Annotated in this window: 14 protein-coding genes; 6 read left to right on the top strand and 8 right to left on the bottom strand. The window is 50.2% G+C overall.

Features of this window, described 5'->3' with window-relative positions:
• A partial coding sequence (locus ABEB26_RS26055; RefSeq protein WP_345725021.1) for a hypothetical protein occupies positions 1–203 on the top strand: 203 nt, incomplete at its 5' end.
• 172 nt (positions 204–375) lie between these two features.
• Here the strand turns inward: ABEB26_RS26055 and ABEB26_RS26050 are convergent.
• The 6 genes from ABEB26_RS26050 to ABEB26_RS26025 form a co-directional block, all read right to left on the bottom strand.
• Entirely contained in the window at positions 376–591 is a 216-nt protein-coding gene (locus tag ABEB26_RS26050) for a hypothetical protein (RefSeq protein WP_345725020.1), read from the bottom strand.
• Positions 592–638: 47 nt separating this feature from the next.
• Positions 639–1,010 carry a hypothetical protein gene (locus ABEB26_RS26045; RefSeq protein WP_345725019.1) on the bottom strand — a complete coding sequence of 124 codons (372 nt, stop codon included), beginning with the start codon at positions 1,008–1,010 and terminating at the stop codon, positions 639–641.
• A 149-nt stretch (positions 1,011–1,159) separates the two neighbouring features.
• Positions 1,160–2,845, bottom strand: a complete 1,686-nt coding sequence (locus tag ABEB26_RS26040; RefSeq protein WP_345725018.1) for a hypothetical protein — start codon at positions 2,843–2,845, stop codon at positions 1,160–1,162.
• A 668-nt stretch (positions 2,846–3,513) separates the two neighbouring features.
• Positions 3,514–5,025, bottom strand: a complete 1,512-nt coding sequence (locus ABEB26_RS26035; protein ID WP_345725017.1) for an FtsK/SpoIIIE domain-containing protein — start codon at positions 5,023–5,025, stop codon at positions 3,514–3,516.
• 5 nt (positions 5,026–5,030) lie between these two features.
• Positions 5,031–5,618, bottom strand: a complete 588-nt coding sequence (locus ABEB26_RS26030) for a hypothetical protein (protein WP_345725016.1) — start codon at positions 5,616–5,618, stop codon at positions 5,031–5,033.
• Between the two features lie 86 nt (positions 5,619–5,704).
• Positions 5,705–5,950 carry a helix-turn-helix domain-containing protein gene (locus ABEB26_RS26025; protein WP_345725015.1) on the bottom strand — a complete coding sequence of 82 codons (246 nt, stop codon included), beginning with the start codon at positions 5,948–5,950 and terminating at the stop codon, positions 5,705–5,707.
• 182 nt (positions 5,951–6,132) lie between these two features.
• On the opposite strand from ABEB26_RS26025, the gene ABEB26_RS26020 reads away from it, so the two are divergent.
• From ABEB26_RS26020 to ABEB26_RS26010, 3 genes are all read left to right on the top strand, one after another.
• A complete protein-coding gene (locus tag ABEB26_RS26020) occupies positions 6,133–6,471 on the top strand; it encodes a hypothetical protein (protein ID WP_345725014.1) in 339 nt (112 codons plus the stop codon).
• Positions 6,472–8,071: 1,600 nt separating this feature from the next.
• Positions 8,072–8,200 carry a hypothetical protein gene (locus ABEB26_RS26015; RefSeq protein WP_345725013.1) on the top strand — a complete coding sequence of 43 codons (129 nt, stop codon included), beginning with the start codon at positions 8,072–8,074 and terminating at the stop codon, positions 8,198–8,200.
• Between the two features lie 258 nt (positions 8,201–8,458).
• Positions 8,459–8,866 (top strand): hypothetical protein, encoded by a 408-nt coding sequence (locus tag ABEB26_RS26010; protein ID WP_345725012.1) that lies wholly within the window; start codon positions 8,459–8,461, stop codon positions 8,864–8,866.
• 252 nt (positions 8,867–9,118) lie between these two features.
• On the opposite strand, the gene ABEB26_RS26005 is transcribed toward ABEB26_RS26010, so the two are convergent.
• Positions 9,119–12,544, bottom strand: coding sequence for a peptidoglycan DD-metalloendopeptidase family protein (locus tag ABEB26_RS26005; RefSeq protein ID WP_345725011.1), 3,426 nt, complete (start codon positions 12,542–12,544; stop codon positions 9,119–9,121).
• Between the two features lie 514 nt (positions 12,545–13,058).
• Here ABEB26_RS26005 and ABEB26_RS26000 point away from each other — a divergent pair.
• Positions 13,059–13,196 (top strand): hypothetical protein, encoded by a 138-nt coding sequence (locus tag ABEB26_RS26000; protein WP_345725010.1) that lies wholly within the window; start codon positions 13,059–13,061, stop codon positions 13,194–13,196.
• A gap of 792 nt (positions 13,197–13,988) precedes the next feature.
• Complete coding sequence (locus ABEB26_RS25995) at positions 13,989–14,564, top strand: GNAT family N-acetyltransferase (protein ID WP_345725009.1); 576 nt, start codon at positions 13,989–13,991, stop codon at positions 14,562–14,564.
• A gap of 38 nt (positions 14,565–14,602) precedes the next feature.
• Here the strand turns inward: ABEB26_RS25995 and ABEB26_RS25990 are convergent.
• The coding region (locus ABEB26_RS25990) for a hypothetical protein (protein WP_345725008.1) at positions 14,603–14,880 on the bottom strand (278 nt) is incomplete at its 5' end.

The raw sequence follows: 14,880 nt of genomic DNA, 5'->3' as shown, positions 1-14,880 counted from the left end.
CCCTCGCGCATCTCGGTTATGGCTCGCACTACATCGCCCTGCGTTTTGCCAGTTATTACAATTCTAACCATGTGCTGTTGCCTCGCCTTACTAGCACCCTTTTCGTGATACGCCATCCGGCGGGCAATCGTGCGCACCAAACTGTATCAAAGAAAGGGTTGCCTTTGCCCGCCCGCCGATCATTCCATGCTCTTGTGGGATAGTGGACTAAATAAAATGGGCTAGTTGCCAGCTAGTGGCAATTTGCCCGATTGACCCCAAAAAAGTGACGCTGTGAGCGGGCTTCTAAGCGACGAAAGCACCCCGCCCCGCCCCGTTACCCCTCGCAACTAGCCAACCCCGCCCGCATGTTTGGCTGAATTGCTGCCAATTAGCTCAATCATCGGATTGGTTGGCCTGATTTTGGGCTTTTGCCTGGTCAATGGGTTGGATTGGCTGGGCTAGCACCACGCCATAGACGAGGTAATCACCCTTGCGCCCCATCCTAGCCCTACTAGCCCATTGCACCGCCCCGCCCGTTGCCTTAGTGAGATTGTCCATGGCTTGCTCTAGCTCATCCTTGCTACTGCCAACCAATCGAATATTGACCATAGCTCAATCCCCTTTATTGCTAATTCTTTAGTCTGCCATGCATACAGTTATGATGTCCATGGGCTTGCATTTGCGGGCACATGGACAATTAATGCGTTATTGAGTGCCGCCCGTTGGGCTGGGCCTGCCCAAACAATGCCCTTATGCGAGTACCAGAACCATTGCAGCTTGCCATCTGTTGCCAGTTGGGCCAATGCTGAAGCTATCGCCGCTTGCAATGGTTTTGGACAATCACCGCGATCAATAAAGCACCGATCCGACAGGTTGTAAACGCTGTAGCGGCTAAATCGCCCTTCAATGCTCACTCTAATATACTGTTGGCCCGATTGACTGATATAGACTGAGTGACTAACTAAAAGATCAGGTTGCACCGTTGGATAAACTGCTAGGGTTGCCGTTGATTGTGCCGCTGTTTCCATTCATGGCCCCTCTGGGCTTGCTCGGGACGTTCCCTGTGGTTGCAAAGTTAGGGGGTTGGCTTTGGGCTGCTATCCCCCTGATTCTTTTTTTCTCAGCACGCTTAAGTAATACTAAATTACATGATCATGTATTAATCCCCCTTACTTAGTTAATTAAGTAAGGGGGTGAAATTTTGGCGTAAATTACCAGATTCTTGAGCTAATTCATCCCAAAAAATTGGGCAATTTTGCGTATAATCCCCAACTAAGCCACTATCTACAGGGGGTGAAATTTTCAATGCACTATTTTTCACCTCGGGGACACTATCTACAAGGGGTGAAATTTTGGCGGGGGATTGCTCGGGGGCTTGATTTTTCTCAAGCCCTTGCCCGTGGTTACATAACTGGTAGGTATTAGCTGCATGCCCGCCCATGCCGTTTGAGGTCACATAGCGACGAATAAAACCCAACTTTATCAACGCATTAACGCAATTGATTGCAGTTCGCTTGGTTGCGTTTGCTGCAACTGCTAGTGCATCAAAACTAACTTGAAAACACAGATTTTCATCTGCACAATCGATCATGCTGGCAAGTATGATCCGTTGGCTTTTGCTGATTGATTCACGCATTAATCGATCTTTGATGTGGCTTAGGGTTGTTTGGGCTTCGCTGTTTTTGAGTGGCATGATCCGCTCCGAGTGAATAGGGTTGCTGGTGATTATTACGCTTGATTTTTGGCGCTCAAAAGCTGGCAACGCAAGATCATGGCGGGCAATATCGCGGGCTTTATTATGATCTCCGCCTGCCTCAAGAATCTTCATTGCATCAAATGCGCTCGTGCCTCGGTTATTACTCCATAGGGCGCATGCGGGGTTCTTCGCATTCACGAGGTAAAGCCCATATTTGGCGGGATCGTTGGATTGTTTTATAAGCAAGCTGCCATCCTTGCCCGTGTGAGCGCCGCATGGGCAATGCCATGACCGTCCAGCTTTTCCGCCGTTGCGACGATCAATTGTGCCGCCGTTCCGTTCTAGTATGTCTAGCACGGTGTAGGCTTGGTTAAATGAAACCTCGATGCTTGGCTGTAGATCGTCGCTGGCGGCTTGGTTTTTCTCGATCCTAGCTGGCTTGGTTGGGGTTTTGGCGGGGGCATTGGCCATGCACCATGCAATAAGTTGCTTGACCTCGGTGCTGATGTCGGCCAACACGCGCGGGCTTGATTCTAGGCGCTTGCCCGTCACTGCTGCAAACTGTGTGATATTGAGCGATGCATGCAGTAATTCAATATTGAATGCGGTTTTTGTATTGATTTTTTCGATCAATTCGCGCATTTGGCTGCATGTATCGTCGTCAATTCGCCCGAAGATTTTAACCCCTCGTTTTGATGGGCTGACCTCTGCATAGGTTTTTCTGGCAACGATTGATGCAACGATCCGCGCATGATCTGTGGTGAATTGGCCCTGATCAAAACAATCATCAAGGTCGATCACAAGGCAATGAGCATGCTGCAATACGATCCCTACTCCGGTTGCGCGGCTTTTCTTGTAGTTTTCGCCCGCCGCCTGGGCTATTGATCGGGCATCCTGAAGGTTCATGGGCGAATTGGCGTAATTGGTAGCGGCTGCGCCCGTTGCATCGCATGGGATCTTTCTGAATTTGGCATCATTATTGCCAGCAATCCATGGAGTCCAGGCATGCATGGCTCGCAGCTCGTCGGGTAGGGTTGGTTGTGGTAGCGGGGTTGGTTGTGGCTCTTGTTGCGAAGGGATCGCCGCGCGTTTATGTCGCGATGCAATGATAGGAAAGTTTGATATGTGAACCGTCTCGATTGGTGGTTTAGGTGATTGTACTGCCATTTTTAGCCCCTTGGCGCTTGCCAGATTAGGCTAAATTTGGTACAATGGGCATTGGATGGTAACCCATGTTTGTACCGATTTTAGCCCGCAAAACCGCCGCTTGCAACGGTGGTTTTTGCTTTTAATCTGGTAAAAAAAGAGTGCAATACGTCGGGGAATACGCATGCACTACAGTATAGTTTTTGAGCTGATAACGCGGCTCAAGCGTTAGTATGGGTAAAGGGTGGAAGTAGCCATTAAACAGAGTATATCTTGACGGCCATGGCTGATTTTGCTATAGTGGGCTTACCCAAACAATATATAAACGTTCAAACATTTCCCCAAATGTTTGAACTGTTGAGCAACAGCGCGGGCGAAACTTTGGTCGGTAGAGCCTTAGCGCTGTTTTCTTGTCTCCAATTATATCATTTTCCCTCTTTCTCGATTCCGACTTCGATCCCCTCATCCTCGGTTTGGGCTAGCATCACTCCAAGCGTCTTTAGGTAGCGTGCTAATCGCTGCTTTGCCTCACCCTCTAGGTTAATGCCGATTAGGCATGCCGTCCCTGCCAATTTCATGGCTTGCTGGAATGGGGAATCGCCCTCATGGTTGGTCACTGCGTCCGGTTGCTTGCATGTCATAGTTTTGACCTTTGGCTGTTGAGGGCGTTCCCTTTGGTGTGAACATGACTAGGCTGCTTGCTGAATTTGTGGCGCTTCAAGCAAGCCCAACGCATCACAAACCAACTTCACCCGATTGTATGGTGTGCCGCCTCGGATACCGTATAACTCGTTACAAAGTGCGCTCCGCGATTTATGGCGGGGGGCTGCTTCAGCTATCTTTTTTACTTCGGCGGGATCGACTCCAGCAACAACAGGTAGTGCTACTAGCGGGCTTTGATTCACGCTCAAAACTGCCTGAGTGCTACCGCCCGTTTGGGTGCTACCGGATGCGTTGTTTAGCCCATTATCGCGTGCTAAATCGCTGCTTTGGTTGATGCTACGTTGATCGATCAATGGCTCACCATTCAGTAGCGCCGCTAACATCGCGTCGGGCTGGTTTGGTTGGGCTTGATTGTTGGCATTGCTGGCAACGGGTGCGCTTGCCTGCTGTAAGGGCTTTTTAGGCGCATCGGGCAATTGATCAAGCAAAAACTTTCGGTGCTGTTTGGTTAAGAATGGCACTCGAACGGTGACGGCTTTGGGTGCTTGCACGACTGTGAACACGCCCGCGCCATCCGGCGGGGCAATGAGTTTGCTGGGGGGAATGACCCCGATTGCCTCTAGGTCGCTGGTTGCCATGCCCGTGTTTGGTTCGTCGGCAGCTCTGTTTGGTTGGGATGAGGCCATGTGAAGGCTGATCTGACCTCTCCAACGGGTTTCGAAGTTGCTAGCATTTTGGGTTCCGATAATGTACCGGATGCCAAACGCCCGCCCCGCTGATAGCTCACTATTGAGCCATGCGCCTAGTTCACGGGCTTTAACTGCATCTTCAAGCAATGACAATTCGCTAATAAACACAACCAGCAAGGGCAAGTCATGCCCGTGGTATTCATCCCAATTGGCACAATCAGCATTTGCGAGAATTTCACGCCGTCGCCGTCGCTCGTTGGTGAGCTTGGCCATGGCATCTCCGATCCGCTCGGGTTCATCTGCCAATAGCCATGTATGGGCCTTGTTGCGCCATCCTAACCAATCTAGCCCCTTACCGTCGATCAAGCCTATTTGTAGCTCCTGCGGGCTATGGGTGAGCGCCAAAGAGAGCAACATGCCCAACGCTGCGTTGTCCTTGCCTGCGTTGCTCATGCCACTAATCAGAATGTGGTTAACATCGCCTTGCAATGATGCACCCGTTAGGCCTGAAACTGACCATCCAAGGGGGATGAAATAGCGCCGCCCGTTGGTGTGCTTCGAAAGTTCGTTGATCGTCGTGCGCAGGTCGGCGGGTGGCTTGGCTAGTGCGTTGCCTGCGCCTGCTAGCGGGGTTCGATCAACGTAGGTTGATACCGGCTCCACGTAGTGTATTGCCGCTGCGGGCTTTGGTTGGGCGGCTATGGTTGCTGCGGCTTTGGCTAGCATGGCCTTCGCATCGTTCAAATCGGCTTGCAAATCGGCAACCAGCAATACCATTTTGCGGTAACGAACGCCCGCAACTAGCAGCGCTGCAAGGGCTAGCATAAAAATTAGCGTGCCTACATTCATAGCGATTAACCCCATAACCCACGAAGCTCGGCCACGGCCCAACGTCCGATCTTTTCTGGCAAGAATGCAAAACCAAGGCCTAAAATCAAGGCTAGCGCGTGCAAGGCAAAACCACCCGATGGCAGAGTAAAGCCCGCAAATAAAGGGATAAAGCGCCCACCTGCCCATTCTGTGAAGCCCGCCCAGCTGGAGCCAACATCAAAAAGCAAAACCGCTGCCCAAACTGCCCAACGTTGCCAAACGCTCGATCCCTTGGGCCACAGCCAAAGCTCACCCGCTGAAATTGCCAACGGGATCAACCATTGGCCCAAAGCCAACGGGGCTAAATTCACGCCCATCAATGTCAAAAACTCAAGGGTGAATTTGGCACCGATCAACCAAATACCAACAGCCAACGCGATCGCCATGAACAATGCGAGGGTTTGACCCGCCTTGTCGTAAAGCGTGCTAGGTCGCTTGGCGCGTGGCTTGGTTGTGGTTTGGCTCGTGGGTTGTGCTGCAATGGGTGCGCTTGGAATGGTTGCGCCTGGCAAATCACCTGGTACAACTGCTGCCGCCGTGGCTGGGGTTGGGCTTTCTGCGAATGTTTGCATAGCTTTTGTTTCCTTGTAGTTGCTATGCCGCGTGCGGTATGCTAACCTGTGCGCGGCTGATTACCATGGTTAATCATGCCCATGGGCTAGTGCGTTGCTGCGCAGCTAGCCCACTTTGCTTTTTTTGGGCGTGTGTGAAAGTTTGGCCGCCCACCCTTTTGCCGTTTCAAGCGGTCTTGTGCGTAATCCTCTACTTCTGCCCGAGTAAAGACAATATAGCCATCGATCCGCCGCCCGTAGCGCCCTGTTTTGTGAAGGGCATACATGCGGCTTGGGTTGACTCCCAAAATCGCCGCCGCCTCTGTGCTAGTCAAAAATTCTTGTTCATCCATGTGCTGTACTCCATTGGTTTTGCTAAGGTTAAGTATATGTGTTGTGTAGCAAATCGTCAATAATCATCTAATAACTATATAATCAAAGTACCAAAGTCCTATATAGAAACGGTATAAATCGGGTACAATAGCAGCATCAAACAACTTTCAAGGCGCAGCAACGCCCCAAAGGAGAAACGACCATGGCAACCTTCACCAACACACCCGCAACCAACGCAACGCACAAAATCATTGCCGTCGATGGCTTTATCGCATGGGTTGCGCCAATTGGCTCAATCAATCCGCTCGCTGATTTTGTTGTTGTTAGTTATGATCGGTTCGACAACACGCCAACCCTGCATGCTGAAGTGACCGCCGTCTACACCGAGTCGGGCATGCGCTTCTCGGTTGCCGCTCCGGTGCTTGATGCCGCAACGCTGGCGATGGCTGATATACTGGCAAAAGGCGCAATCAATGCCCTGATGGCGCTTGGCTTCACGCCTGATAGCGCTCAATCAGCCCTCCGCGCCGCGCTTGGCTAGATACAATCTGGTAACAAGTAGTAACCCTCAAGCCCCTCGCAATTGCGGGGGGTTTTTGGTGCTTGGGTTGATTTGATTACATATAACAAAATCTATTATATCAAGTCAAAAATAAGCCTTTCTAATGCCTTATTTATCAATTTGACTATTCTTGAATGTTGACTATACTAGCAGCGTTCTCACTGTGTGTACTCCGAGAACGTCCGATAGCACAAAGCCCATGGGCGATCCATGGGCTTTGTGTTTTGCATTAATTCCACCATCCCTAACGATGCTGGAATAGCCTAAATTGACCCGCCATGCCCGTTTGCAGCAATTCGCCCGATTGGCTCAATCGTGCCAGTTGGCTCAAAATCGGGCTAGCTGGGCAAGCTGCAAGGGGATGACGCGCTGTAACGGCTTCTAAGGCGCTGAATTGGCCCCGATCCGATCATCGTGTCGCGTTTGGGGTTGATTGTGGCAATGGGCTAGCTGTGGCGTTTGCTGGCGTGGTGTTTGGGGTTGGTGTTTGGGGTTATTTTTTCAATCAAAAGCAAACGGGGGATCGGTTTGCGCTAGCAAGCCATATCTTCATGGTTCTGGTTATTAACATGATTCTAGTTAATGTCCCATTTAACGGGATACCGTTTTTTGGGATACGGTTTTTTGGTATCCGGTCAAAACCGTATAGGCATTTTCCGTATACGGTTTTTCCGGCTCCGGAAAACCAGTACATTAACTAGAATCATGGTTAATAACCAGAACCATAAGAGATCATGGCTTGCTAGCGCAAACCGCCCCGCTCTGGCTCGCGCAACTACCATGCACAAATCGCGTTCAAATCGTGCAACTACCGCGCAACTACCGCGCCGGAACCATTCAGCCTTGCTAGGGCTGATTGTGCGCACTGTGAGCGGCTTGGATGGGTGGCAAGGGTTGCCAACACATATTAAAGCTGGCCCATTGCCCTAATCAATCGAGCAAGCAAGCCCGTTGGGTTGGCTGAATTGTTGCCAGTTGGCTCAAAATCGGGCTAGTTGGGCAAGCTGCAAGGGGATGACGCTCTGTAACGGCTTCTAAGCCCTTGAATCGACCTTGATCCGATCATCGTGTCGCGATAGGGGTCAATTGCAGCAATGGGCTAGCTGTGGCAATTGCTGGCGTGGTGTTTATGTGTTGGCTTTGGGGTTATTTTCAATCAAAAGCAAACGGGGGATCGGGTTGCGCTAGCAAGCCATATCTTCATGGTTCTGGTTATTAACCATGGTTCTAGTTAAGGACGGATTTACAATATATTGCAAAACAGGATATTGAAAACCAATATGCTCGATGCTGGTGGGTGTTGCAACGCAACGCCATGATCCATGGTTCTTGTTATTAACCATGGATCTAGTTAAGTCCTAATTTACAGGCTACTGATTTTCAGGATACTGAAAACCAGTATGCTCATTTTTTGCCACTAGCAAGCCATAGGCTAGCCTATGGGCAGAATTTATGCCCGATCTGCGCGGTTTTGCCCGTGTTGGTTGGTTGGCCATGGCTCGTTGACCAGGCATGCGCGTGCTACCGCGCTATGCGCTATTTGGCTTTCTAATGCCATAAAAGCACGAATAGCACAATAATGCTACCGCGCTATGCGCTCTTTGGCGGTTTTACTGGCAACATTAGTGCCGCTTGGGGGATCGTGTTTGGCGATGTTGGGATTAACTCTAATTGCCCTAGCGCGTTTTATGGCTTTGTAATGGAATAAAACGATTTTGATTTACTGGCAACAATGTTGCCGCTGTTTTTCGGCGGGCTACGCCTGATTACTGGCAGGATTAATGCCGCTATTCCAAGGGTTTTGGTAATTTGGCGCGTTGCTACCCTCGCTTGTTTTCGTTTTATGACTTTGTAATGCCTTATTTTCTCTTTTTGTTGCTGGCATTAATAATGCCGCTGTTTTTATTAGCTTTATTTAAAGCAATTCATCGATAAAATTAATCTAAATCTTACCGTTGGGGGTTATATGGAAAAACACAGAAGGGCAAGAATGGCCCTATTGCTTGATCAATATAAGGCTGCAAAAGAGTTATCGGTAGGGGAGGGTGCTATTAGAGAGCCATACCCAGAAGTACAGGTGCGCCATATCGCATATCGCGAGGCGTTTGTAGCACTTCATAAGGCTCTTTCTGATTTTATTGAAGAACATGACTTAATTCCTGTCTGCGATTTCATCCTCAATCAAATGCAGCACCATAAGCACGATTCGAGCTATCTTAACAAGTGTCAACAAGCCCAAGGGACATATAACGGTAGGAGGCGTGGAGGGTGGGTAGTTGATGAAAACTTTGTGTTTTTCATGGGCAATACCGAACAGTTGATTATCCCTATTGCAGAGATTGAAGACCTTTCGCTAGATATATGGTACGGGTAGATTTGCCTTTGTAATGCCCTAGATTGATCTTATTGAGACAAAGTATTTTATACGATTTTTGTTTAAGTAATTACTTAAACAAAAAAAATATTTAATCATCTCTCATTAATGTTCTACTCATCAAATTTTAATCTTCAAATTGACCCCAAATAGCCCGATTTTGCGCTAATTCCATGGTCTTGATAGATAGTGGAACAAATAAAAACCGCCCTCGTTGGTGAGAGCGGTTGATCGTGGCCGTTTGGGGTTGGCTTAGGCTATTGCAAATGCGTTGATCCCCTCAAATGGCTCCCATTTTCCGGTTGCTTTAACCGTTTGCGGTTGCCCGTTGACGACAACGCTAATCGGGTCAATTGAGATCCGCAGCGCCGCCGCTGCCGCTGCGTTGCGGGTCGCTGGGTTAGCTGGGGTGAGGTAGTTATCATTGGTTGATATTTGCTCAAAAAACTTTCGCATGGGTCGGGCAATGGGTGCGGGGATCACCGTTTCATCTTTGTGCAGCTCGTATAGCCGATTTTGGGTAGACCACTCGCCGCCCGCGCTGCTCTTGATTTTTCCTTGATAGTCTTGCATCCATTGAAGCAACTGCTTATGGTACAACCCCGTGTCATTTTCGCTAGGCGGGGCGTATTTATTGAGCAACCCAGCATAGTCGCCCTTGTCGATGAATGGCTTATACAAGTCACTCGACATCAGCTTAAACCACGCCTCCATGCCTTGCTCCATCGTATCAAACTGTGCAAAGCGGTTATTGCTTTGTTTATCCCCCCACTTTCCGGTATAGATCATGTTACCTGGGTTATTTTGCCGTCCGGCGATGGAATCGGGCTTTGCAAACTCAGCTTCCTTACGCCACATGGCCAAAGCCAATTCAGCCGGAACCCCGTATTTTTGGCTGAGCGCTTGAATAGTTGAACCTTGCCCCTCCATGCCTGTGCCTGATAACACGCTATCAATGGCTTTGCTGCTCGTTTGGCCCGTGCCGCCCGTGCCGCCCATGCCGCCGCTTGCGGCAATGGATGGCTTACTGCTTGGCTGTGTTGGTGCTTGCCAGTGGCCTAGCTCTTGTTTGGGATCAACCCATGTTTTGCCGTCTGGTTTGCTGACTTGGTAGTGCAAGTGCGTTGGGATTGATTCAGGAAGTAGCGTGCCCTCTTGCTTGCCGTAGCCCGTGCGGCCAACCCTGCCAATGCTTTGGCCCGCCTTGATTTTGTCTCCAGCTGCAAGGGTTGGTTTATCTTGCATGTGTGCAAAATAGTGTTGCCGCCCTTCATTGTCCTTATATTGCACATAGTAGCCGCCTAGCTCATTCCATCCGCTATAGGTAACTTCACCGTCGCTAGGCGCTCGGATGGCTTGCCCCGCGTTGCCGCTAATATCAATGCCCTGATGGCTCCGCCCGTTTGGACGTGCATCGCCCCATCCGCTGATGATCTTGCCGCCGCTCACCATACTGTTGACCGCGCCTGACATACCCGATCCGGCTGGTGATTGAACATCAGCGGGCAAGTTTCCACTAGCAGCGGGTGAGAGTTGCCCGCCCGTTAAATTATTGAGCGCCGATCCGAGGATGCCGCCCGCTGGCAATGCGCCTAAACCCTTCTTAATCCCCCCTAATACCGATTGGCTCAATTCTGATTCACGATCTTTCAACACGGTTTTGAAGGTATCCACAAAGGCATGCGATAAATCGCGCTGAATGCGCCGCTGTTCCTGTTCATAGGCGCGTTGGGCTTCGCGTTGGCGTTGGCCATCCGATTCAACCCCGATAGCACCCATGAGATCGTCAAACGTGTTGTTATAGCCCTCTTTGAATGAGCCGTTACCCGTGATTAGGTTGGTCAATCCCCCGCCTAGTCCGCCTAGCACCCCAACGGGGCTAGTAATCACGGTTTTGCCCGCGCTTGCCAATTCGCCTAGCCCAACATCACCACTAAACAAACGGCTTGCACCTTGCCCGATGGCAGAACGATGATAACCCCCTAAAAACCGCTCAGTATCGAGTACGCCATGCGAAAATTCCGACGCGCCGACAACCGAGCCGCCCGCCATGGCCAAGCCACCAGCGAACGCTCCAACCCCACTCAGGATGCCCGATCCGCCCGTTGCTGCAACGCTTGTACCAGTTGCCCCGCCCGTTGTGGCCGCGCCGCCTGCACCGCCGCCAAACAAGCCTTTTAGCCCGCTTAGCAGCCCGCCGCCGCCTTTGCCTAATGCCCATTGACCCGCTGCGGGCAACAACGACCCGCCCGCGCTTGCTAGGAATGTTGGCAAAAGCCCGCCCGCGATACCAGGCGCACCGCCCGCGATCTCCATAAATTTAGCCTTGAGTTGGTCGGATGCTTTTTCTAATTCATAGAGTTTTGCGCCCGCGTTTTCTGCTGCTAGTGCTATATCATTGTCGATTTTTTCGCGCCGCTGGCCTTCTGACATAGCTATATTTTGCTTGCCATAGTCGGCAATTTGCTTAAACAGCGCATCGCGATCCATTGTGGTGCTGGCGGTAACTTTGCCGTCGGTGAGTTGGTTAAACTCTTTGGCGATCGCGCCAACGTCGCCGCCGTTGGAAAGTTCAGCCAACATAGCCCATGTACTCGGATCAACTTTCGTTAGGTCTGCGCCTAGCTTGGTTTGTAGGTTGCCCATGGCCATGCTGTTGAATTTGCCGCCTTGCATAAAGGTATTGGTCAATGCCTCGGCTTGGTGCATGGATACGCCTAAGCTCTTACTTTGCAGCATCAAACCGCTGTATTTATCCATGCCTTTGGATTGTTGGGCGTTGTACTCCATGAGGGCTTGGAAGTTGGTTTTACCCGTTGCGCCAACGCCCGTCAAGCCTTCCTCTTTAAGGTATTCGTATTGCCCGAGCCGCATACCGCCCCGCCCGCCCGTCAAGGCTTGGTACATATGCAGGTTGCCCACATCGCCGTTGGGATTTTGGATGGCGCTGTTTACTTGCCCGAGCAAGGATGCGCCTTGGTTGCCCTGCAAGCCCCTAATGTTGGTCGCATTCATCATGGCTAGCATGCTCGCCGCTTGCGAGGTTCCAGCCACGTCTACCCGTTGTTGATTGATTGACTGTGAGAGCGTGGTGAGGCTTTGCATGACTTCTTCTTCACGCCCGCCCATGCGTCCCTGTGATACCGCATCCGCAATCAGCGCCGCAAAATCACGGGGATTCGTGTCGCCGCCGCCCGTGGTGATGCCCGCCCGCGCTGCTTGGTTGAACAATTGCCCGCTTGCCACAGCATCCATGCCGTAACCACGGGCAAAGCCTTGCTGCACCTTCATAGCATCGGGCAATTGGCTGATGTTGGCACGTCCCAACGTTTGGGCATTCATTGAGGCCAAAGCCTGCACCTGATTGCCACTAAAGCCATACGCTGATCGAGTTGCCATATATTCCCGCCGGAACTGTGCATATTCAGCACCCAGCGCTTTGACGGCTCGGGCTTCTGCATCGATGCTAATCACCCGTTGCTTATAAGCAGCTTGCCCGCTCATGGTCTCGTTAAAGACCGTGCCAGCACTGAATTTTTGGGCATAGTGTCCGGCGAAGCGTTGCGCCGTGTCCATGGCGGCTTTGGCTGCTACCGCGCCCATGGTGTCGCGAATATTCGCCCATGTGCGCTGGATTTGCCCGCTATCCTGAATAAAATGGCGCAGGCGCTCGCGCATGCCCTCGATTCCTCGAGTCATGCCTTCAAGCCGTGCGTTTCCTTCGAGGGTGAGATCAATACCGATCTTTTTGTTTGGGGTCATGGTTGTACCTAGTTGATTCTAGCTGGTGGTGTGGTTAGGGGTTGATTGGGGGATACAACCAACGGTTGCGCCGTTGGGCTTGCCAGTGGCAAAAGGTTAACCACCATTGTGCAAGCATTTGCTACTTAGAATTATACCACGTTGGTCAATTCTATTCACGCTTTTAGCGGTTTTTGTTGCACGTTGCCCGATTTTTGTATTATTCGTTGCTCATAAAGTATAGTCTACAGTACAGAATAAATCAGCCCTATGCACTGCTATTTCATGGCTTTGCTATGCCTTTTTTCTTTATTCTGTATAACAGAACATTCTAATAGTGATTATGCCCTTTTTTATTCGTTCCATGCTCTTGAGGGATAGTGGACTAAATAAAATGGGCTAGTTGCCAGCTAGTGGCAATTTGCCCGATTGACCCCAAAAAAGTGACGCTGTGAGCGGGCTTCTAAGCGACGAAAGCACCCCGCCCCGCCCCGTTGCCCCTCGCATACTGGCAAGCAAGCCCGCCTGTTTGGCTGAATTACTGCCAGTTGGCTCAATCATCGGCTTGGTTGGCCTGATTTTGGGTTAGGCTCGTTGGGTTGGCTGAATTGTTGCCAGTTGGCTCAATCAATCGAGCAAGCCCCGATTTTGGGCTAGTTGGCAAGCTGCAATGATGTTTAATTTTGGGGATTTTACTTTACGCTGCTTTACATCCCATGCGCATGCATGAAGTGCTGCAAGCCCTCTCATAAAGAGGGGATCGGCGATGGTTCGATCAACCTACCCTGTAAACCAGAATCGGGCATAAAATCGCGATCTAACTACACATAAAGTTACATGATTTCGCATACATGCATGAGCAACCAAGCCAATACCAGAGCGCCGCCCGCCCGCTATTTTCTGTTTTTAGTCTGTGAACCAAAATGCTTTGGTATGTAGGGTTCCGATTTATTATCCAAATCAGTCCTATAAATGGGTTGAATTTCGCCCGATTTTTGGCGATTATTCGTTTTTCATTCTAAGAAATATGACCTTTTTATCATTGATTCAAGCGAAAATTATAGTAGAATGCAAGAGCTAAACGTAAAGGAGTACGCTATGGGACAGGAAATTACCCTTAAATCACGCCCTGTGCGAGAAGATCGCCGCGCATCCGAGCATGAGCGAAAAAGAACAAGAAGCAATAATCGTAGTGCCAATGCAGCCCCTCGGCGGCTCGTTGTGGAACCTGCCAACCGAGTCCAAGAGCGCGTTGAACTAGAAACATCTAAAACAACGTTATCCGTAAGAGATGCACGATCATTGCTCAATGAGATGCATTCTCCATCCGCTCCATCTGAAAAGCTTCGCTCTACCATCCAGCAATATGTGAGAGGCATCCGTGCACGAAGCGAATAATGATCTAGGCAACGAATACATAATAGGGCCGCTCGAACAAAGACATGATCGGGCGGCTTTTTCGTGCGAATCAGAGCCGCTTAATGACTACCTAAAAACATTTGCACGCCAAAATGATAGTAAACGAGTATCGAAAGTTTATGTAGCCACACGGCAAGGCGACAAGGCAATTTGTGGGTTCTATACACTTTCAGCGCATCAGGTTGAAATTCCAAGGTTCCCCGAAGACATGCAAAGAAAACTACCTAAATACACCCATCTCCCTGCGTTGCTGCTCGGGCGGCTGGCAAGGGATAGCAGCCACCGTGGCAAAGGCTTAGGCGGTCTATTGCTGGGGGATGCGATTATAATGTTTGTTCTTACAAGTTCTATAGTGGGAGCAGCGGCATTGGTTGTTGATGCAAAAGATGAAAACGCGAAAAAATTCTATGCAGAAAACGGATTTTTAACATTTGCCGACAATCCAATGCAACTATATATGACCTTCCAGAAGGCTAAATCTTATATGCCAGCGGGCGCAATGCCCACATTTTCAAAAGAAGATATTCGTTGGAAGTAACCGATAAAATAGAGGCATGATGAACTATTGCCATGCCTCTATTCAACCTTCCCATAAAAATCAATGGTCGGCCAATTGCCCGATTGTTGGCATTGTTCAAATTCTGATTGTGCGAGCTGGTATCCATGGCTTGCCCATTCTTGGTATTCATCTTCCAAAGGTAGCCCAAAATCAACACGCCGCCCTAATCCCTCGCGCATCTCGGTTATGGCTCGCACTACATCGCCCTGCGTTTTGCCAGTTATTACAATTCTAACCATGTGCTGTTGCCTCGCCTTACTAGCACCCTTTTCGTGATACGCCATCCGGCGGGCAA

Source organism: Herpetosiphon gulosus, from assembly GCF_039545135.1.
GTDB lineage: Bacteria > Chloroflexota > Chloroflexia > Chloroflexales > Herpetosiphonaceae > Herpetosiphon > Herpetosiphon gulosus.
This window is presented reverse-complemented; position numbering and strand designations above follow the sequence as displayed.